We start from the raw sequence: 19,038 nt of genomic DNA on the forward strand, positions 1-19,038 counted from the left end.
TCAGATCTTGGGCCTTTGATGGCGACGACGGCGCTTGATGAATGGGCCGATACAGATATCGACGTGCATTTTGTTTCCAACATGGACGGCACCCAGCTGGACAACCTACTCAAGCACCTCAATCCTGAGACCACTTTATTTATTATCTCCTCCAAATCCTTTGGTACCGTAGATACCTTATCCAATGCCAAGACGGCCTTGTCATGGTTGCTCGCTACTGCCAAACGCCATGCGGGTACAGAGGACAGCGTGCTGCGCCGGCATTTCATCGGTATCTCTGCCAATAGCGAAAAGATGCGCGCGTGGGGGATTCATCCTGAGCATCAGCTACAGCTATGGGAGTGGGTCGGCGGGCGGTTTTCGATGTGGTCGGCGATCGGCCTTGCGTTGGCCATTCGGATTGGTATGGCGGGGTTTAAGGCGCTATTGGCAGGCGCGCACAGTATGGATGAGCACTTTGCTCATGCTAACTTTGCAGAGAATTTACCGGTCTTATTGGGTTTGATTGCTGTTTGGAACAGTACTTTTTTACGCGTCAATGCCCACACGGTACTGCCGTATGATGGGCGTTTGAGCTATCTGCCAAGCTACTTAACCCAGCTGGAGATGGAGAGTAATGGCAAGTCAGTCACCCAGCACGGCACGCGTCTCGACTATGATACTTGCCCGATACTATGGGGTGAGATCGGCTCCAATGCGCAGCATGCGTTTTATCAGCTGCTGCATCAAGGCACGCAGCAGGTGTCATGTGATTTTATCGCCTGCGTGCGCCGTTATCATGATAAGCAAAAAAACGCACCGCTGCAGCAGCAGCATGAGCTGTCGCTCGCCAACTGTCTGGCTCAAAGCCGAGTGCTGGCCTTTGGGAATGCCGCCGTTGCGACAGCTGGCAGTGATAGCGTAGCCGATAGCGCTGCTGATAAATACAAATACTACCGCGGTAACCAGCCGTCAACCACTATCTTGCTCGATGAGCTGACCCCGCATAGCCTAGGCGCGCTGATTGCGCTGTATGAGCACAAGGTCTATGTCATGGCCAGCATCTGGGATATCAACCCCTTTGATCAATGGGGGGTTGAGATGGGTAAGCAGATGGCGGAGTCCGTATATCATGCCATGCAAGATGAGCGTGAAGGGCAGTTTGATAGCTCCACCGATCAGCTGCTACGCCACATCAATCAGCTGTCTTAAAGCCTATAATCATCAGTTTACAAGGTAACATCATGAGCACGGATAATAGTGATAAGCGTTTGTCTGACCCGCGGGGCTGGCAAGCAAAGCCAGTAAAGGAACCTGATGCCTGTGTGCTGGTCGGTCATAGCATCGAAGCCATCGCCAGTGCGGTGGTGCTGGCAAGCCTCGGTCAGTGCGTGCATCTGTATGCTGATAAAGTCCTACTGGCCCAGCAGTTAGAGCAGTATGGTTTTGAGCATCATCTGCAAGCACTGTGGCAGATGTATGAACAGCAGCAGATGATCAGTCACCACGCGTTACCCAATAGTGCAGACCAGCTGTTGCAGCACTATGATAAAACGGGTGATGGCACTCATAACGACGCTGATAATCCGCCCAAACCAGCCAGCGTGGCGCTATATTGGCTATTTTTAGACAGTATTGACGCGATATGGCTAGAGGACGGCTGGATTACCGCCTTTAACCACAGTCATCAGCAGTCGCTACCGCTGATCATGAGCGGTATTCAGGCATTAGGGCAGGTGGCTGCACTGGCACAGCGGCTGCAGCGGGCGTGGGTGTATTATGTGCCCTTTGTGTTTTTAAAAGACGGCGATGCTTATAGCTCGATGTTAAACCCTTCCTTGTGGCTACTAGGCGAAAAAACGCCAGAGAGTAGTCAGCATTTGGCCATATTAAAGCCATTGATGCAGCATGCAAGCGCGTCCCATCATGCCGATATCGCGACCATTGAGTTTGCTCGTAGTAGCATCATGGCGATGCTGGCGACGCGGGTGAGTTTTATGAATGAGATGTCACGCTTGGCAGATAGTCAAAACGTCGATATTGGGCAAGTCAGCCGTATCATGGGTTTAGATCAGCGGGTGGGCAGTAGTTACTTACAAGCTGGGTGGGGCTTTGGTGGCAACACTCTGCCAAGTGAACTGCAGCAGCTGCAGCAAACTAGCCAAGCACGTAGCCTAGATATGCCGCTCTTAGAGTCGGTCATACATATCAATGAGGATCAAAAAGAGCTGATATTTCGTAAGTTTTGGCAGTATTTTGATGGGTTTATCGATAATCAAACCGTGATGATTTGGGGCGGTAGTTATAAGGCTGGCTCAGGACGCACCTCAGGCTCGGCCATTCATCCGTTACTCGCTTTACTATGGTCGTACAATATCCGCACACTGGTCTATAGTGATAAGGCGCAACATGAGCTGACCGTGCTGTATGGGCAGCAGTCGCTGCTGGAGCTGGTTACCCAGCCTTATCAGCATCTAGCAGAGGCGCAGGCTATTTTTATCATCAGTTGGTCGCCGCGCGATCAGTTAGATATTGGCAAAATCAACCAGTACGCCATGCCGATATTTGATGCGCAAAACGCCATGAGCCGCTCACAAATTGCAGCTTTGGTAGGGAGTTATATGGGCATCGGTCGTGCGAAATAAAGGCGCGCTCATATTCACTAGCGAGCCTTTATTATCTGACCATTAACACTCTTTGTACCAAGGTAAAGGCTTTATGCTGGCATCGCCCCTTGTGCCGCCAGCCACTGCTCGATCTCTTGTATCTTATCCGCCAAAAGTGGCTGATCGCCGCGCGTTTCGATATTGAGCCGAATGAGCGGCTCGGTATTAGAGGCGCGCAAATTAAAGCGCCAGTCGCCAAAGTCGAGGCTTAGGCCGTCAAGGGTCGTTTTGCTGGGGTTTTGGTCAGCAAACTTGTCTTCAATGGCTCTAATAATAGCGGGCGCGTCATTTGTGGTTAGGCGAAAGTTCATCTCCCCTGAGCTGGGGTAGGCATTGATATAGCCGGTGACCAGCTCCGACAGCGTCTTACCGGTGATGGATAGCAGTTCAATGGTCAGTAGCCACGGAATCATGCCGCTGTCGCAATAGAAGAAGTCGCGGAAGTAGTGATGTGCCGACATCTCGCCGCCATAGACCGCGCCCGACTCGCGCATGACTTGCTTGATAAAGGAGTGCCCAGACTTACTGATTACTGCCTTGCCACCGAGATCGTCAATCACCGATTCGGTGTTGTATATCACTCGTGGGTCATAGACGATGGACTCGTTTGGATATTTATTTAAAAAGGCCTGCGCCAGCATACCCACCACATAGCTACCATCGATAAACTCGCCTGTCTCGTCGAACAAAAAACACCGATCAAAATCGCCATCAAAGGCAATACCCAGATCAGCTTTGTGAGTCAAAACCGCTTGCTGCGTCGCGGCTCGGTTGGCAGTAATCATCGGATTGGGGATGCCGTTGGGGAAGCTGCCATCAGGGGTGTGATGCAGTGTGATGATGTCGATCGGCGCGCCCGCTTGCGTCAACTTATCAGTTAATAAATCAACGACAGGGCCGGCGCTACCGTTACCAGAGTTGATGACCAGCTTTAGCGATTTGAGCTTGTCGGTGTCGATAAAGGTCATCAAGTGATTGATATAGGCGCTTTTATCTGTCAACAGCTGCAATGCCCCGGATTTATCACTGCTGGTAAATTGCCCAGACTCTGCCAATGCCTGAATCTCGGCCAGACCATCATCAGCGCTGATGGGCTTTGACTGCTCTTTGACCAGCTTTAGGCCATTGTAGTTGATCGGATTGTGACTGGCGGTGACTTCGATACCGCCTAAAGCCGCATAGTGGCTGGTGGCAAAATACACCTCCTCAGTACCGGTCATACCAAGGTCGATGACATCGACGCCTGCATCGACTATCCCTTTGATGGCTGCTTGTTTCAGCTCCTCACTTGAGTGGCGAATGTCGCTGCCGATGACGATAGCGGGCTTTAGCGTCGCCAGCTCACTGTCTTGAGTAGCGGCTGCGTGCTGATACCGCTGAAACAATATCTGCGCAAAGGCGCGACCAATACGATAAGCGATGTCTTCATCAAGGCTAACGCCGAGCTCACCGCGAATATCATAGGCCTTAAATGAGCCAATCGTCATCGGTGGAAACTCAGACGCTGGTTGATAGCTGGGGACGGTAGAGGTGGGCATAATGATATATTCCTTTAATAAACAATAAACAGTGAATGGCGGTATTTATACCATTATAAGCCAGTTGCTATTCAATGATACACTAGCTGTCACAGGAACCAACCCGCAAAAACAAGAGCGTCTTTTATGAAACCGTTAGAGCAAACCACATTGCCACCCACGCCTGTACAGGGCACCCCTGATGCCACCGGCCAGATTGATGATTTACTTGCCTTGATGGCGCGGCTGCGTGCTGACTGTCCGTGGGACAAAAAACAGACCAATCATAGCCTGATTCCTTATGCCATTGAGGAGGCCTACGAGCTTGGCGAAGCGGTACAAGCGGATGATGACGAAGACATCAAGGGCGAGCTGGGTGATGTACTGCTGCAAGTGGTGTTTCATTGCCAGCTCTACGCTGAGCAAGGGCGTTTCGATATGAGCGATGTGATTACTACCTTGCAACAGAAGCTCATTCGCCGTCACCCGCATGTCTTTGAAGAGGAGACCCTGACAGACGACGCGGCGGTCAAAGCGCGCTGGGATGAGATAAAAGCAGAGGAGCGGCGAATCGACGAAGCGCGGGGCAAACCGCGTCGGCGTTTGGATGCGACGAAGGCAGGTAGTGCGCTGATGCAAGCGCAAGATGTACAAAAACAAGCGTCAAAACTAGGCTTTGATTGGGACGGCATCAGCGGCGCGTTTGAGAAGTTAGAAGAAGAGATCGAGGAGTTAAAGACGGAGGTTAGGGATAAATCCAAGGCGGAGATAAAAGCCAATATTAGCGATATCGAAAAAGAGCTGGGCGATTGTATGTTTGCGCTGGTCAATGTGGCGCGCAAGCTCAGCCTTGATGCCGAAGCGGCGACTTTAACTTGCGTTCATAAATTTAAGTCGCGCTTTGGTTATATCGAAGATCAGTTAGCGCAGTTAGGTAAAAGCTTGGAAGATAGCGATATTGAGGAGATGGATGCCTTGTGGGAGGCGGCAAAACGACATGAACGCTCATCATAAGCCTGGCTTGATCGGTGCTATGCTCAGCACAGCCGTCAGCGTAGTCGGTGCGGCTGCCGCTGGGGCAGTGCTTATCATGACGCTCATGCTAAGCGAAGCCTTGGCAGCGACTTGTTTTGCTAGTCCGCAGCAAGCATACGCGTCTTTATTGGCGCAAGAGGCCGCGCAGTTGCAAGCACGCACGCAAACGGTGGTCAATATCAATCGTGCCGGTGAAGGCGAGCTGGTCTCGCTGCACGGTATCGGTAGTAGTAAGGCGCAGGCGATTGTTTTATACCGCGAGATGTTTGGCGGTTTTCAGACGGTCGATGACTTGGCAAAGGTCAAAGGCATCGGTCAGAAGACCGTTGAGAAAAACCGAGCGCGCATCAGCGTACAAGATGAATAAAGACGTTTGGCAATAATCAAGGCGAATATTGACAAAATAGCACGTAAGTAACGGTCATAACACACCCAGCAGGCGCAAAATTTGTTAAACTAGTCGTTACATCCGCCTGATAAACACTGTGTCTGTTAGGGGTGATCAAAGAATACCGGCGAGGAGTAGATGCATGGCCGAGCGTGCCGCCAAGCAGTTAGAACTGAATAAATCTGAATTACCCAATTCCATTACTGAAGTCATTGCCACATTGACCCGAGCTGGGTTTGATGCCTATATCGTCGGGGGCGGAGTGCGTGACACATTATTGGGTCTGCGTCCAAAAGACTTTGACGCAGTGACGGATGCCAAGCCGCATGAGATCAAAGACGTCTTTGGAAAGCGCTGTCGTATCATCGGTCGCCGCTTTCAATTGGCGCATGTGTATTCTGGCCGTGAGCTGATTGAAGTGGCGACGTTTCGCGGACCACCGACCAACAACGCCAATACCAACCAAGATGGTATGATTTTGCGCGACAATGTCTGGGGCGATATCAAACAAGACTTTGCCCGTCGTGATTTTTCTATCAATGCGCTCTATTATCAACCACTCAAAGGCGTGGTCCATGATTTTTGTGGCGCGCTTGACGATATCGACAATCGCATCATTCGTCTGCTTGGCCACGCGCCTACTCGTATCGAAGAAGACCCTGTACGTCTGCTACGGGCGCTGCGTTTTAAGGCCAAGCTTGGCTTTGAGTTTGATGAGGCATTGGCGGAGCAGTTCCATGAGGACAACTGGGCGCTACTTGAGCAAATATCGCCGCATCGTCTCTATGACGAGACGCAAAAGATGTTTACCGGTGGCTATTTGGTACCGCTATTGCCGTTATTGTTTGAGTCAGGGGCGATGGATAGCTTGGTCATTTATCCACCTGCTGAGCCAAGCGCACTGGTCAAGCAAGTGGCGATCAATACCGATAAGCGCATCGCTGCTGGCAAAAGCATCAATCCGGCGTTCTTTTATGCGGCGCTATTGTGGGAAAACTACCTGCACCAGCTAGAAAAAGCCAAAAAACGCAACATGCCTTTTGCCGATGCGCAACTGCACGCCGCTGGCAAAGTCATCGACCGTCAGCGTATCAAAACTGCCATTCCAAAGTTTGCTGAGCAATTTATCCGTGATATCTGGATTTTGCAGCCCAAACTGTCCGCACCGCGTAACAAGCAAATCGTCCAGCTCTCTGAGCATCCACGTTTTCGCGCAGGTTTTGATTTTTTATTGCTGCGTGAGCAGTGCGGCGATGCCGAGCATCCGTTGTCTGAGTCGACCAATGGTATGGGCGAATGGTGGCAGACTTATCAAACCTTGTCCGAGAGAGACAAGCAGCAAGCCATCGCTGATTTTGATGAAAACATACGCCGCGGCGCTTACAAAAAAGGCCAACGCGGCCGTGGGCGCAATCGCCAAAACCAAAAGTCAGATAGCAGCATCGATAGCGTGACAGATACCGCGTCGTCCAAGACATCAAATGCGCCTCAAAAAGACAGCGCTGATACAGGCGGTATTCCTGCGCGTCGTCGCCGTGCCAAATCACAGCCAGCGACTAGCAAATCAAATAGTCAGCCAAACAGTAAGTCAAGCGCTGGTCGTCATGACGAAAATCAGCCATTGTCGCAGGACGAGGCGGAGCTGGCACAATTGCAGCAATTGTCACTGGCCGCTATCAAGAAGTCGCACAAAAAGCCTGCCGCGCCAAAGCCATTGTTTGTCATCGAGCACGAAAAAGTCGTACCGCCGCTAAAAAAACAGCTGCCGCAAGATAAAGAGGCTCAGAGTGCTGCTCAAGACAAACAGCAAGCCGCGCCTAAACAGCCGCAAAAACAATCAAAGGCGCAAGCAGAAAACCCATCCACAACACAGCAGACGCCATCGGTTCAAGCCGTTAGCCGCGAGGATAAGCACACAGCCGTCGCATCGGTGTCAGATAAGCCTGCGCTCACGGTTGCCCAGTCGCCAGCACTGGTGAGTCTCAATAATGCGCCGATACCTTATCAGCGTCGCCGCCGTCAGCCCAGCAGTACTGCTACTACGACCAAACCGCAAGCGACCGATGCCAGCGAGCAAACATCTGTAAAGCCGGCTAAGGCTTATGCAAAACAAGCGCCAAAACCTGCTGCTAACGTCCGCGCCCAGCACAAGCAAAAAAACACAAACTGCAATGCCTCAGCCGCTCATCAGTCTGATAGAGACGGATAAAGGCCCGATACCCGCAAAGCGTCGCCGTCGACAGCCTAGTGTTGAAGGCGCTTGATCGGTGACTGTGAGAGCCAATGGTATGAATAATCGCCTTCATAACAGTCAAAGCACCGATGGTGCCGCAGATGTCAATAGCACAACTGATCACGGCAGTCATCAGGACGCGGCAGAGTGGGCATGCGCTTATGTGGGGTTGGGTAGTAATTTGGCCAATGAGCTGGGCTCGCCGACCGAACATCTACAGACTGCGCTCAACACGATACAAGCGCATGCGCAGATACGTCATCTGCGGGTGTCATCGTTTTATGCGTCAGCGCCGATGGGTCCACAAGACCAGCCTGACTTTATCAATGCGGTCGCGGGGTTTGAGACGACGTTATTGCCGTTTGAGCTATTGGCGTTTTGTCAGCAGCTAGAGGCACAGGCAAAACGCGCGCGATTGCGCCGTTGGGGTGAGCGCAGTTTAGACGTCGATATTTTGTTATATAATCAGCTGCAAATGACGGACGCTAAGCTGACCATACCGCATGCTGGATTGTGTGAGCGTAACTTTGTCTTGCTGCCGCTACGTGAGATAGCACCAGAGTTACAGGTATTGGGCAAGCCGATTGCGGACTATCCACCAAGCTGCGATTGGACAGGTCTCAAGTTATTAAAAAGTAACTCATGAGCGGTGCGCTCGCCAGATATTCAGCTGATAATCAAAGAGATTGAGGGCTATATGACGACGTTATCTACGCTAAATAAGTTTAAAAAAGAAGGCACCAAGTTTACGTGCCTAACCTGCTATGATGCGATGTTTGCGCGGATGATGGACAAGACGCAAATTGACACGATCTTAATCGGTGATAGTTTGGGGATGGTCGTTCAAGGCCATGACTCAACGCTGCCAGTCACGGTTGACGATATGGTTTATCATACCGCCAATATCGCTCGGAGTAACAGTAGCGCTTTGATTTTGGCGGATCTGCCGTTTATGAGCTACGTCACGTTGCCAGAAGCGGTGGTCAATAGCCGCAAGCTGATGCAGGCGGGCGCGCACGTGGTAAAGATAGAAGGTGGTCGTGAGCTGTGCGAGCTGGTCACAACCTTAGCGCGGGCAGGCACCCCAACGTGTGTGCATCTGGGGCTGACGCCGCAGTCGGTCAATGTCTTTGGTGGCTATAAAATCCAAGGCCGCGGTGAGATGGCAGCAGACAAGCTACTGGCTGATGCCAAAGCCGTCGTCGATGCAGGCGCAGCGCTGCTAGTATTAGAGTGTGTGCCCGCTGAGCTGGCCAAAGCGGTGACCCAAGCAGTCGCAGTACCAGTGATCGGAATCGGCGCAGGCGCAGATACTGATGGTCAAGTGCTGGTCATGCATGACATGCTCGGTATGGCGCACGGCCGCGTGCCGCGTTTTGTTCATGATTTTTTGACCGATGAGCGCAATCGTGCTGGCAGTATTGAAGGCGCATTTGCCCTGTATCAGCAGTCGGTACGTGAGGGCAGCTTTCCTACCATCCAGCATCAATTTAGCTAATTTTAAGTTGGATTGATGATAGTTTGACAATTCTAGTGAGTTTGACTTTGTTTTTCGGCAATTACGATTATTAAGAACAGAAGGCTTTATCATGCCCATCATTTATCAGCAGATATCAGACTTACGTGCAGCGCTGCAGCCGCATCGCACTCAGCAATCTATCGCTTTGGTGCCGACGATGGGCAATCTGCATGATGGCCACCTTGAGCTGGTAAACATCGCCAAGCAACACGCTGATATCGTGGTGGTGAGTATTTTTGTCAATCCCACGCAGTTTGGTGAAGGTGAAGATTTTGATAGCTACCCGCGCACGCTGGACGACGATGTGGCAAAGCTTGCCACAGTGGCAGCGGACTATGTCTTTGCGCCCAGTATCGAGGAGATGTATCCAGTCTTGCCGCCCGCGACAGCAGTGCTGGCAGGGACGATTAGCGCGCAGCTATGCGGGCAGTCACGTCCTGGACACTTTGATGGGGTGGGTATCGTGGTGTCAAAACTGTTCAATATCATCCAGCCTGATGCGGCAGTGTTTGGACAAAAAGATTACCAGCAGTTGGCGATTATCAAGCAGTTGGTGCGAGACCTTAGTTATCCGCTAGAGATTATCGCCGCGCCCATTGTCCGTGCTGCTGATGGTTTGGCGCTATCATCACGCAATCAGTACTTAACGGCCAGCGAGCGGCAGGTGGCTCCTGTGCTCCATCAAGCGCTGCAAAGTTTGGCGCAGCAATTGCATGATATAAAGCTAGCGCCGCAAGGCTCGATATTGCCGCACATAACGGCGCTACTTGCACAGACGCGTGAGCACCTCACAAATGCAGGGTTTACTGTTGACTATTTAGAGATAAAAACCGCTGAACTGGATGCTATAACAGAAGGTTTTGATAAAGATAGGCAAGACATGGTTATTTTGGTAGCGGCATGGCTTGGGCGCGCGCGTTTATTGGACAATCAGCTAGTGACGCTTAAGTAGTCATTGTGCAATTCGCCGTCAGATAATTAGACATCGTAATATCGCAATGTGCAGGAAGCAATAGCCTCAACTACCGACCACAATTGCCATAGCCGCTCTGTGGCAAAAGCAAGGCCGCTTTTATGATGGCTGAGTAGCGTGGTTTGGTATGTATGGCTTGGATAACCTAGGACAGGTGGGTGATGGACATGGATCAATACAATAGCAATCAGCTGTCTGAGCAGGCTTTGGAGCAAGTGCGACGACCAGCCGCCGCAGATGCACTTAGCATCCTTGTCGTCTCAGGCCGCTCAGGCTCTGGCAAAACATCAGTGCTCAATATCTTAGAAGATCTTGGGTATTATTCTATCGATAATTTGCCTTTGTCTTTGGTGCCACAGGCAGCTCATAAGCTAGTGAGGGAAAGCGGTATACGCCGTATCGCCCTTGGAGTCGATATTCGCACACCGCGCGCTGATTTGTCTAACTTTGCAGAGACTTATGAAGCGCTAAAGGCAACGTATGGCAAGCAGGCGGTCAAAGTCGTTTATGTCACCGCGCAAGAGCATACTTTAATCGCGCGGTTCAATGCCACTCGCCGTGTCCATCCGCTGATGTCGCAAGATGTGGATAGTGATAATGCCCGTCATATCGCCTTTAACCTGCCAGCGGCTATCAAAAGAGAGATAGAGCTGCTAGAGCCGATAGCAGGTCAAGCTGATATCAGAATCGATACCAGCAGCTTGAATATCCATCAGTTAAAAGATAGCTTACGTGCGCATATCGGCATGGACAATCAGATTGTCATCAATCTTTTGTCTTTTGGGTTTAAGTATGGCAGCCCTATCGATGCTGATTTTGTCTTTGATGTAAGGGTGTTGCCAAACCCGCATTGGAACCCTGAGCTGCGAGCGGCGACTGGTCTAAATGCAGAGGTCGCCACATTTTTTGCCGACTATCCAGAAGTGGCAGAAATGACCGATGATATCGATCAGTTTTTGACGCGCTGGCTGCCTGAGTTTTTGCACAACAACCGTCATACCGTGACGGTAGCGATTGGCTGTACAGGCGGCAAGCATCGCTCGGTGTTTATCACAGATGCTTTGCAGCGCCGTTTGGCACAGAACATGCCAGCAGGGGTCAAGGTGTTGGCCAAGCACCGCGAAAAAAGCCGGTGGTAAAACCCTAGGGCGTGTCTTCAATTCACTCGATAGCTATCTAAATGGGCTAAAAATGGCCAAATTTTGCCAAACATCGTCAAATAGCTGGTCAATATCCCGATATTAACGGCGCTATTTTCCTTGTTTGACCGCAATGTAGCTCATTTTTATCACCATTTTTGCAATAAAGACACGCCCTAGCAGACGTGCACTTTATTATTTTACTATTCATCACTTCGGAACGCTTTTATGATTGACTGGTCAGAACAGGATATGCGCGTCTCGCGCACAGAACTCAAAAAAGCCCATGAGCGCTTGCAGCAGTTATCCATACCGCTTGCAAGCTTGTCGAAAAAACAGCTAAAAAAACTGCCAGCCAGTGATTATTTTATGGCTGAGCTGATGGCATTGGCGGACATCACCAGTGCCAATGCGCGCAATCGTCAGACCAAGCGTGTGGGTAAGCTTATCGGCGAAGAAAACCGCCACGAGCTTGTCAAAGCGTTGTTTGATGCCTATTTTCCAAAAGAGCAGGTCTCCAAAATCGAGAGCTGGTATGATCGCCTCAATATCAATGACGAAGGCACGCTAAAGCAGTTTGTCAAACAATACAAAGCTTCTGAGCGCAACAGCATGTATCAGCTGTTGTTATGGATTGAATACGCCAAACACATGCAAGATGATGAGCTACTAGCAGAATCAGAAGCCGATTTGGCCAGTTATATACGAGAAGTGGCTATCTTGTCGCAGCTCAAAAAATAACTGCCCAGCGTCGCTATAGTGATTTCAGTATAAAAACGATACAAGTGGGACTGGGATGAATTTTACGCAGCATCTGTCGGCGTAGGCACAGCACGCAAGAAAAATTTATACCAGTCCCACGTTGACATACAATGTATCTGTTTTATTTAGAATCGACTATATCAATGCTATAAACGCAAATAAATAAAAAAGCCAATCATCAAATGATTGGCTTTCGTTTATAGGCTTACTATCACGATATGCCCGAGCGCTGCGATAAGATCGAAGCGCTCGGTTAAAGGGCTGGGTTTATTTCTTTTCAGCGCGTGCTTTGTCGACCAAATAATCAACGACCTTGGGTACTTTGGCGCTTTCACCGGTGACGACGTATTTGCCTTGTACCACGACTGCTGGCACCCCTGAGAGCTGATAACGCTTTGCGCCAGCTTGTGAGCGGCCGATTTTTGTGCCGACGGCAAACGAGTTATATAGGCTGTTAAATTTCTTTTCATCTACGCCTTTTGACGCATACCACTTGCTCAATGATGCTTGGTCAAAGAGTTTTTTGCCGTCTTTATGAATGGCATCAAACAAAGCGTCGTGGGTTTTGTTTTCAAACCCTAATAGCTGGGCGGCATAAAAACCGCGGGCATTGGCTTCCCAAACAGGGTTTAGCGCCGCTGGGGTTTTAAAGAACGCGACATCTTTGTCTTTGGTTTTTGCCCACTTTTCCATATGCGGATTGAGGACGTTACAATGCGGGCAGCCATACCAAAAAAACTCACGAACAATGATGGCGTCACCGCTGATTTTTTCTGGATTGTCGAGCACGCGATAGTCTTTTCCGGCGACATAGTCGGCAGCTTGTGCGCCCATAGTGGCAAGTCCAATAGCCATAGCCAGACCAGTCAGTGTAATGACACGTTTCATACTTTATCCTTGAGATGTATAAACTTAGGGTGATGATGGGTTTTACCGCTTAGACAGGCCAAAAGTGCTAAAAGCTGTATAAACGATATAGTGTCGAGTACGGTCGACCTACCATAGAGTAGCGCCTATGATAACGTAAAACATAGGCGCTTGTGAATCCGATTCTTAACGAATGGTTGTAAAGCTGTGAGCGAATCAATAGCCATGACTCACAATCCGTGACGATGTACCTCACGACAAAGCCGCTACTCTCATGCTAATATTGAGTGTATCGTCGTGCGTGTTGTAGACGTTGTACGACAATTCCTTCATATACGACACTTATAATGACAATAAAGGAAATATCATGAGCTCAGTCCATGCCTCTTCGTCAACTGCCAATGAGCAAACCGATAGCCGCGTCAATGATGCCGAGACTAATAGCATCAATGTGGATGCCAGCGAGGTGGATAAATTTAATAAGCTGGCAGGGGAGTGGTGGAGTAGCACGGGCGCCTTTGCGACATTGCACGAAATCAACCCACTACGCCTCAACTGGATAGAAGAAAATATCAAACGCGGCTATCAAAGCGCGCAGTCCTCTGTTGATAAGCAGCACACTGATAAGACCGCCGAGCAGGGTTTGGCGGGCAAAAAAGTGCTGGATGTGGGCTGCGGCGGCGGGATATTGTCAGAGTCAATGGCACGCCGCGGCGCAGATGTCACAGGCATTGATTTGGGAACCGAAAACCTAAAAGCTGCCGCCCTCCACGCCGAGCAAAGTGGCCTTGGGCACACGCTGCGCTATCAGCATATCCCTGTAGAGACGCTGGCAAAAACGCACGCCGGTCAGTTCGATGTGGTGACCTGCATGGAGATGCTGGAGCATGTGCCGGACCCTCAGTCGATTGTGCAGGCGTGTTTTGAGCTGCTGGCACCAGGCGGGGTGTGCGTGCTATCGACGATCAACCGCAACCCCAAGTCTTATTTGTTTGCCATCATTGGCGCAGAGTATGTGCTGCGTCTGCTTGATCGCGGCACTCACGATTATGCCAAGTTCATCACCCCCGCTGAGCTTGACAAAATGGCTGGCTATGCTGGATTTAGACGCCAAGACATCATTGGCCTGCATTATAATCCGCTGACCAAACGCTACTGGCTGGCACAAAACGTCGATGTCAATTATATGATGGCGGTACAAAAGCCACTACGATAGCGCCGCCCTCAAGTGATTTTGCCTACATTTATCTTTTAGACTAAGAGCATTTATTATGAGCCAATTTGTAAAAGCGGTTTTATTTGACCTTGATGGGACGTTAATCGATACTGCTGCTGACTTTGTCCGCATCATCGCAAAGATGAGCGGTGAAAACGATTGGCAAGCGCCGCCGGAGGGGCAAATTCGAGAGCAAGTCTCTGCCGGAGCCTCGGCCATGGTGCAGCTGATGCTGCGTCATAATGACCAACTGCAAGCGAGTGATGAAGAGCTGCAGCGCTTTCGTCAGCAGTTTTTGGACGATTATGAAGCAGACATCTGCGTCGATAGCTGCGTGTTTCCTGCGCTCGACGAGGTACTGAGCACACTGGAAGCAAAAGGCGTGCCATGGGGTATCGTTACCAATAAGCCGCGTTATTTGGCCGAGCAGCTGCTCAGTGTGATGCATTTAGATGAGCGCTGCGCGGTGCTGGTCTGCCCCGACGATGTCTCGCGCTCAAAACCTGATCCTGAGCCGATGTATGTGGCCTTAGAGAAGCTCGGTATTCCGCGCGGTGCAGCAGGCTGCGTACTGTATGTCGGCGATCATATACGCGATATCGAAGCCGGTAACGCCGCTGGCATGCCGACGATTTTAGCCGCTTATGGCTATATCCCACCTAAAGACCAAAAAAGCCTAAAAAAATGGGGCGCAGACTATATTACTGAGACGCCTGAAGCGTTAAATAAACTTTTATTGTCTTCGGGGCAGTTCGATTATTTATAGCCTCTACAAGATAAGCACTACAAGCTAAGCCTTAAAAGCCATTTATCGAAATATCAATTAAGCATCCTAACTATTTAATAATAAGCAGTGAGTAATGCCATGAGTGACACTACGAATCAGCCAACCAAACCGCAGAGCAGCACAGACACAGCTGGTTTTACCCAGCCGTTGACACATGATGAAATCCGCAGCTTTGTACCCCCTGACAACTGCTTGGATGGCAAGACTATTTTGGTGACAGGAGCAGGTGACGGTATCGGGCGGGTCGCCGCCTTGACCTATGCGCGTTATGGCGCGACTGTATTGTTGCTCGGACGTACCAGCAGCAAGCTTGAGTATGTCTATGATGAGATTGAGAGCTTTGGCGGCAAGCAGCCTGCCATGCTACCGATGAACCTAGAGGGTGCCACTTATGCCGAGATGCAGCAGCTAGAGGGGCTGATTGATAAAGAAATCGGCCAGCTAGATGGTATCTTGCATAATGCTGGTCTGCTTGGGCAGCTGACACCGCTTGAGATGTATGACGTCGATACCTTTGCACAAGTGATGAAGGTCAACTGTACGGCGACATTTATGCTGACGCAGGCGCTGCTACCGCTGCTCAAAGACGCAGACAATGGTTCTATCGTCTTTACCTCTAGTAGTGTGGGCACGCATCCGCGCGCGTTTTGGGGTGCCTATGCGCTCTCCAAGCAGGCAGTGGAAGGTATGAGCGATATCTTTACCCAAGAGACAAAAAACACCACCAATTTACGTTTTAATTGTATCAATCCGGGTGGGACGCGTACCAACATGCGTGCTCATGCCTACCCAGGAGAAAACCCCATGAGCCTAAAAACCCCTGAGGATATCATGGCAGGTTATGTCTGCTTGATGAGTGATGCCAGTATCGGTGTGCGCGGGCAGGTGGTGGAGTTGCAACCAAAAGACTAGCGATCGCCAATAAGAAAAATGGCTCAGGCACGTCTCATCATGCTTAGCCTATATCTGATGATGGCGTCCTCATCCACTGCCCCTAACCGGCATTGTAATCCATAAAGATATCCCCATCTATTTGTTATTAAAGGCTTTTATTGTTTAAAAGCTAAATAGCATTAATAATAAATAGGATGACGTTATGGCAGGTGGATGGTCAAGAGATGGTGCGGAGCACGAGCAAATGGATGCAACGGTCAACGACGCATTAGAGCGGGCGCGACGGGCTATGCCTAAAGGTGAAAGCGCTGAGTTTTGTGATGAGTGTGGCAATGCGATCCCACAAGCACGGCGACTGGCCGTACCCGGTGTGCAGCACTGTGTCGGCTGTCAGAGCGAGCTTGAAAAAACCGCACGGGCAACGGAGCTGTTTAATCGGCGTGGTAGTAAGGACAGTCAGCTTCGATAGCAGGCACACATGATAAGAGTGAATTGAAAAAGCCAATACTTCTACAGTATTGGCTTTTTTTGTGTGTAGCCTGTATTGAAGCTATATAGAAGCGACCAATAAATAGAAGCTCGCTACCCTAATGCCACGACCATTGCCATAAGCTGACGATCATAGATTTGCCAGTCGATAGCGACAGGCGTATGGTCAGCGCCATCATTGCTGCCATTGTCAGTACCTTGCAAAATGACCTCCAAGCGGCTATCGCTCTGCGCACCGACTGTACGGGTAGTTAGGCTATCAGGCGTGAAGTTCAGCTGCAACCAACCATCCGAGGTGTGTACCACGCCTTTGATGCGTTGCCAGTTTGGCAGCCTCAGCAGCCAACTTTGTAAGGTATCTGCGGGCAGCACATAATGCGCTGGCAGTCGCCAACCGGCCAAGAGTAGGTCTTGCTGTGTCTCATGATAACGATAAGGCAGCTCATTATCGGTATTATTTTGGGCGCTATTGCCAGCCAAGGTAGTACCGGCCAACGCAGAGACAGCAGGAGTGTTACCTTGCAATGGCGTGCGAAGTGCTGATTTGGCCAATGGCCCAAGCGCAACCTTGTGCTGACGGTTTAAGACCTGACTGGGCTTGGTCAACTGCTCGCGTAGCATGGTAATATAGGCTGGCAGCGCGTCATTTTTGTCACTGCTGCCATTGCTGCTGTTATCAGGATTATCGCTATGATCGCTGTCATGACTAACAGCCGCAGCAGGCTCATGTGCCGCCCAAATGATAGTAGCGTGCGGATTCAGTGTGGCTATCCATGCTTGTAGCGCTTGTATTTCGTCGGCGCTTAGATGGTCGTAACGATTGATAATCAGTGCATCGGCCTCTTGCACATGCACCGCAAAGCCCTCATGCTCACGATATTTGGCTTGCTGCCATTGTTTGGCATTTAAGACGGTGAGTACCGCTTGCATCTGTAGGGCAGTTTGCCAATGTGGCTCGCTCAGCTGCTGGACGAGCTCGCGAGGGTGAGCCAGTCCGGTCGGCTCGATGAGCAAACGCTGCGGCTTGTGCTCACTGAGTAGGCGGCTGATGGCGATTTGTAAGGGTAGCTGACTGGTACAGCAAATACGCCCACTGAGTAGGCGGCTGATGGCGATTTGTAAGGGTAGCTGACTGGTACAGCAAATACAGCCGCCGCTGACCTCTCGTACCGCGATCGTCTCTTGCGCCGCCTGCCACCAATCAGCACCTTTTAGCAGCGTACCATCAATACCGATACGACCAAACTCATTGATTAAGAGCGCCCAGCGCTGCTCGGTCGGTTTGGTAGTCAGTAAGTGATTGATGAGGGTCGTCTTGCCAGCACCCAAAAACCCTGTCACTAAGGTGCAGGGTATGTTTTGAAAAATAATTGGGTTTTTCACAGGTATGCTCATCATATTGGCACGTGTTTGTGAGTAACCAAACACGGCCTATATCAAAATAAATCAGCCAAAAGCTATTCACTCTTGGCGGTTTCGGCTTCTGCCTCATCTGGTACAAACACATAACCCACGCCCCATACCGTCTGGATATAGCGCGCTTGTGACGGATTGTCCTCAATCAAGCGGCGCAGGCGTGAGACCTGTACATCAATAGAGCGCTCCATCGCCCCCCATTCACGGCCCCGCGCCAAATTCATAAGCTTGTCACGAGTCAAAGGTTCACGCGGGTGTTGCACCAAAGCTTTTAGGACGGAAAACTCGCCTGTCGTCAAAGTCACGACATTACCGTCACGTTTGAGCGTACGCGTTGATAAATCAAGTGTCCATGGTCCAAACTCTACCACTTCTAGCTGATGGCTTGGCGCACCCGGCAGCTCACGGTTTTGACGACGCAGTACCGCTTTGATACGTGCCAGCAGCTCTTTTGGGTTAAAGGGTTTTGGCAAGTAGTCATCAGCGCCTGCTTCGAGGCCAGCGATACGATCAGCGTCACCACCTTTGGCGGTGAGCATGATGATAGGGATGTCGGCATTGTCTTCACGCAAACGCTTACAGATACTAATGCCGTCCTCACCAGGAAGCATCAAATCAAGCACCACCAACGAAAACAGTTCGCGCTGCATCAGCTTATCCATCTGACTGGCATCATGGGCAGTACGCACGACAAAACCATCGTCTTCTAAAAAGCGCTGCAACAAAGAGCGCAGGCGGGCATCGTCATCGACGACCAAAATACGCTGAGTCAAAGTATCTGGGCTATTATTATCTGTCATACAGGCATCCTCTTATAAAAATTATTAAGAATATTCATTATCGGTGTCACGCATAAATTGCGCTGAGCAACACCCTTATCATTATTTGCTCTGTGATTAAAAACTGTCTAAAAAATTATCTAAAAAACTATCTAACAACAAAGTTCCCTCTTAATATGCCTTATAGTCAATCCAATATAAAAACACCGTTTCATTGAGCGACGTGATGGCTAGGTATCTGATTTATTTGGGTTCGACTATAGCTTTCTAAATATAGAAGCACACAAAGTTATGTAGCGGCGTTAAGCGATATAAAATATAGTAGATACACTCTAAAAATGTCATAGCGCTACTGGGATGAATTTTGCGCAGCCTCTGG

At 50.2% G+C, this 19,038-nt stretch carries 18 protein-coding genes; 14 read left to right on the forward strand and 4 right to left on the reverse strand.

All coding sequences use genetic code 11. The annotated features are described in order from the left end of the window. Together pgi and NK638_RS07945 are read left to right on the forward strand one after the other, a co-directional pair. Positions 1 to 1,191, forward strand: a 1,191-nt coding sequence (gene pgi / locus NK638_RS07940; RefSeq protein ID WP_274632580.1) for a glucose-6-phosphate isomerase, incomplete at its 5' end; no start/stop codon positions are given. A 32-nt stretch (positions 1,192 to 1,223) separates the two neighbouring features. Continuing rightward, positions 1,224 to 2,624, forward strand: a complete 1,401-nt coding sequence (locus tag NK638_RS07945) for a UDP-glucose/GDP-mannose dehydrogenase family protein (RefSeq protein WP_274632581.1) — start codon at positions 1,224 to 1,226, stop codon at positions 2,622 to 2,624. 71 nt (positions 2,625 to 2,695) lie between these two features. On the opposite strand, the gene NK638_RS07950 is transcribed toward NK638_RS07945, so the two are convergent. Then, entirely contained in the window at positions 2,696 to 4,183 is a 1,488-nt protein-coding gene (locus NK638_RS07950) for a phosphomannomutase CpsG (protein ID WP_274632582.1), read from the reverse strand. Positions 4,184 to 4,309: 126 nt separating this feature from the next. Here NK638_RS07950 and mazG point away from each other — a divergent pair, with 126 nt between their 5' ends. From mazG to yjgA, 8 genes are all read left to right on the forward strand, one after another. Further along, positions 4,310 to 5,176, forward strand: a complete 867-nt coding sequence (mazG, locus tag NK638_RS07955) for a nucleoside triphosphate pyrophosphohydrolase (RefSeq protein WP_274632583.1) — start codon at positions 4,310 to 4,312, stop codon at positions 5,174 to 5,176. Beyond that, positions 5,160 to 5,564, forward strand: a complete 405-nt coding sequence (locus NK638_RS07960) for a ComEA family DNA-binding protein (RefSeq protein WP_274632584.1) — start codon at positions 5,160 to 5,162, stop codon at positions 5,562 to 5,564. The genes mazG and NK638_RS07960 overlap by 17 nt, the downstream gene beginning before the upstream one ends. 163 nt (positions 5,565 to 5,727) lie before the next feature. Further along, positions 5,728 to 7,794, forward strand: a complete 2,067-nt coding sequence (gene pcnB / locus NK638_RS07965; RefSeq protein WP_274632585.1) for a polynucleotide adenylyltransferase PcnB — start codon at positions 5,728 to 5,730, stop codon at positions 7,792 to 7,794. Between the two features lie 79 nt (positions 7,795 to 7,873). Further along, the gene (folK, locus tag NK638_RS07970) at positions 7,874 to 8,464 is read left to right on the forward strand and encodes a 2-amino-4-hydroxy-6-hydroxymethyldihydropteridine diphosphokinase (protein WP_274632586.1); all 591 of its coding nucleotides are present in this window, start codon (positions 7,874 to 7,876) and stop codon (positions 8,462 to 8,464) included. Between the two features lie 51 nt (positions 8,465 to 8,515). After that, the gene (gene panB / locus NK638_RS07975) at positions 8,516 to 9,316 is read left to right on the forward strand and encodes a 3-methyl-2-oxobutanoate hydroxymethyltransferase (protein WP_274632587.1); all 801 of its coding nucleotides are present in this window, start codon (positions 8,516 to 8,518) and stop codon (positions 9,314 to 9,316) included. Between the two features lie 91 nt (positions 9,317 to 9,407). Next, positions 9,408 to 10,289, forward strand: a complete 882-nt coding sequence (gene panC, locus NK638_RS07980; protein ID WP_274632588.1) for a pantoate--beta-alanine ligase — start codon at positions 9,408 to 9,410, stop codon at positions 10,287 to 10,289. Positions 10,290 to 10,477: 188 nt separating this feature from the next. Then, positions 10,478 to 11,449: an RNase adapter RapZ gene (gene rapZ, locus NK638_RS07985; RefSeq protein ID WP_274632589.1), complete on the forward strand. Its 972-nt coding sequence runs from the start codon at positions 10,478 to 10,480 to the stop codon at positions 11,447 to 11,449. A 228-nt stretch (positions 11,450 to 11,677) separates the two neighbouring features. Next, positions 11,678 to 12,190 (forward strand): ribosome biogenesis factor YjgA, encoded by a 513-nt coding sequence (gene yjgA, locus NK638_RS07990; protein ID WP_100748714.1) that lies wholly within the window; start codon positions 11,678 to 11,680, stop codon positions 12,188 to 12,190. A 288-nt stretch (positions 12,191 to 12,478) separates the two neighbouring features. Here the strand turns inward: yjgA and NK638_RS07995 are convergent, their stop codons facing one another. Then, positions 12,479 to 13,099 carry a thiol:disulfide interchange protein DsbA/DsbL gene (locus NK638_RS07995; protein ID WP_075102176.1) on the reverse strand — a complete coding sequence of 207 codons (621 nt, stop codon included), beginning with the start codon at positions 13,097 to 13,099 and terminating at the stop codon, positions 12,479 to 12,481. A gap of 346 nt (positions 13,100 to 13,445) precedes the next feature. Between NK638_RS07995 and ubiG the strand changes: the two genes are divergently transcribed. The 4 genes from ubiG (at position 13,446) to NK638_RS08015 (ending at position 16,444) form a co-directional block, all read left to right on the forward strand. After that, complete coding sequence (gene ubiG, locus NK638_RS08000) at positions 13,446 to 14,294, forward strand: bifunctional 2-polyprenyl-6-hydroxyphenol methylase/3-demethylubiquinol 3-O-methyltransferase UbiG (RefSeq protein WP_274632590.1); 849 nt, start codon at positions 13,446 to 13,448, stop codon at positions 14,292 to 14,294. Positions 14,295 to 14,349: 55 nt separating this feature from the next. After that, entirely contained in the window at positions 14,350 to 15,060 is a 711-nt protein-coding gene (locus NK638_RS08005) for an HAD family hydrolase (RefSeq protein WP_274632591.1), read from the forward strand. Positions 15,061 to 15,159: 99 nt separating this feature from the next. Then, positions 15,160 to 15,993 (forward strand): YciK family oxidoreductase, encoded by an 834-nt coding sequence (locus NK638_RS08010; protein WP_105244591.1) that lies wholly within the window; start codon positions 15,160 to 15,162, stop codon positions 15,991 to 15,993. Positions 15,994 to 16,177: 184 nt separating this feature from the next. Beyond that, positions 16,178 to 16,444 (forward strand): DksA/TraR family C4-type zinc finger protein, encoded by a 267-nt coding sequence (locus tag NK638_RS08015; protein ID WP_075102180.1) that lies wholly within the window; start codon positions 16,178 to 16,180, stop codon positions 16,442 to 16,444. A 113-nt stretch (positions 16,445 to 16,557) separates the two neighbouring features. On the opposite strand, the gene NK638_RS08020 is transcribed toward NK638_RS08015, so the two are convergent. Then, the gene (locus NK638_RS08020) at positions 16,558 to 17,859 is read right to left on the reverse strand and encodes a GTP-binding protein (RefSeq protein ID WP_446739822.1); all 1,302 of its coding nucleotides are present in this window, start codon (positions 17,857 to 17,859) and stop codon (positions 16,558 to 16,560) included. A 62-nt stretch (positions 17,860 to 17,921) separates the two neighbouring features. Next, positions 17,922 to 18,680, reverse strand: coding sequence for an osmolarity response regulator transcription factor OmpR (ompR, locus tag NK638_RS08025; RefSeq protein WP_198335632.1), 759 nt, complete (start codon positions 18,678 to 18,680; stop codon positions 17,922 to 17,924). Positions 18,681 to 19,038: the final 358 nt, after the last annotated feature.

This window comes from Psychrobacter sp. A3 (assembly GCF_028823565.1).
Taxonomy (GTDB): Bacteria; Pseudomonadota; Gammaproteobacteria; order Pseudomonadales; family Moraxellaceae; genus Psychrobacter; species Psychrobacter celer.

Excerpts from the sequence above, each read along its gene's own strand:
- panC (WP_274632588.1), top strand. The coding sequence starts at position 9,408 with ATGCCCATCATTTATCAGCAGATATCAGACTTACGTGCAGCGCTGCAG.
- rapZ (WP_274632589.1), top strand. The coding sequence starts at position 10,478 with ATGGATCAATACAATAGCAATCAGCTGTCTGAGCAGGCTTTGGAGCAA.
- NK638_RS08010 (WP_105244591.1), top strand. The coding sequence starts at position 15,160 with ATGAGTGACACTACGAATCAGCCAACCAAACCGCAGAGCAGCACAGAC.
- mazG (WP_274632583.1), top strand. The coding sequence starts at position 4,310 with ATGAAACCGTTAGAGCAAACCACATTGCCACCCACGCCTGTACAGGGC.
- panB (WP_274632587.1), top strand. The coding sequence starts at position 8,516 with ATGACGACGTTATCTACGCTAAATAAGTTTAAAAAAGAAGGCACCAAG.
- NK638_RS07960 (WP_274632584.1), top strand. The coding sequence starts at position 5,160 with ATGAACGCTCATCATAAGCCTGGCTTGATCGGTGCTATGCTCAGCACA.
- NK638_RS07995 (WP_075102176.1), bottom strand. The coding sequence starts at position 13,099 with ATGAAACGTGTCATTACACTGACTGGTCTGGCTATGGCTATTGGACTT.
- NK638_RS07945 (WP_274632581.1), top strand. The coding sequence starts at position 1,224 with ATGAGCACGGATAATAGTGATAAGCGTTTGTCTGACCCGCGGGGCTGG.
- yjgA (WP_100748714.1), top strand. The coding sequence starts at position 11,678 with ATGATTGACTGGTCAGAACAGGATATGCGCGTCTCGCGCACAGAACTC.
- NK638_RS08005 (WP_274632591.1), top strand. The coding sequence starts at position 14,350 with ATGAGCCAATTTGTAAAAGCGGTTTTATTTGACCTTGATGGGACGTTA.
- ompR (WP_198335632.1), bottom strand. The coding sequence starts at position 18,680 with ATGACAGATAATAATAGCCCAGATACTTTGACTCAGCGTATTTTGGTC.
- folK (WP_274632586.1), top strand. The coding sequence starts at position 7,874 with ATGAATAATCGCCTTCATAACAGTCAAAGCACCGATGGTGCCGCAGAT.
- ubiG (WP_274632590.1), top strand. The coding sequence starts at position 13,446 with ATGAGCTCAGTCCATGCCTCTTCGTCAACTGCCAATGAGCAAACCGAT.
- NK638_RS08020 (WP_446739822.1), bottom strand. The coding sequence starts at position 17,859 with ATGAGCATACCTGTGAAAAACCCAATTATTTTTCAAAACATACCCTGC.
- pcnB (WP_274632585.1), top strand. The coding sequence starts at position 5,728 with ATGGCCGAGCGTGCCGCCAAGCAGTTAGAACTGAATAAATCTGAATTA.
- NK638_RS08015 (WP_075102180.1), top strand. The coding sequence starts at position 16,178 with ATGGCAGGTGGATGGTCAAGAGATGGTGCGGAGCACGAGCAAATGGAT.
- NK638_RS07950 (WP_274632582.1), bottom strand. The coding sequence starts at position 4,183 with ATGCCCACCTCTACCGTCCCCAGCTATCAACCAGCGTCTGAGTTTCCA.